Consider the following 497-nt stretch of genomic DNA (forward strand, 5'->3'; position numbering starts at 1 on the left):
TCGTTCGGGATCAGCGGCACCAACGCGCACGTGATCATCGAGGAGGCGCCCGAGGCCGAGGAGCGGGCCCCGGAGGACGTCACCGTCTCGGGCCCGGTGCTGTGGACGCTGTCGGCGAGGAGCCAGGAGGCGCTGCGGGCCCAGGCTGAACGCCTCCACTCTCACCTGGTCGAACGCCCCGAGCTTGCCGCCGCCGATGTGGCCCTGTCGCTGGCGACCGGGCGCGCCGCCCTCGAGCACCGCGCCACGATCGTGGGCGACGACCGCACGGGCCTTCTGGCCGGTCTTGCCGCGCTCGCGGACGGAGCCACAGCGCCGTCCCTGGTCACGGGCAAGCGCGCCGAGGGCAGGGTGGCGTTTCTGTTTACCGGGCAGGGGAGTCAACGTCTGGGTATGGGGCGGGAGTTGTATGAGGCGTTTCCGGTGTTCGCGGGGGCGTTCGACGCGGTGTGTGAGGCGGCGGGGCTGCCGTTGAGGGATGTGGTGTGGGGTGGGGA

General features: G+C 72.0%; 1 protein-coding gene. It reads left to right on the forward strand.

All coding sequences use genetic code 11. The features are described from left to right. A partial coding sequence (locus DEH69_RS22785; RefSeq protein ID WP_309302893.1) for a ketoacyl-synthetase C-terminal extension domain-containing protein occupies window positions 1-497 on the forward strand: 497 nt, incomplete at both ends.

This window comes from Streptomyces sp. PT12 (genome assembly GCF_003311645.1).
GTDB lineage: Bacteria > Actinomycetota > Actinomycetes > Streptomycetales > Streptomycetaceae > Streptomyces.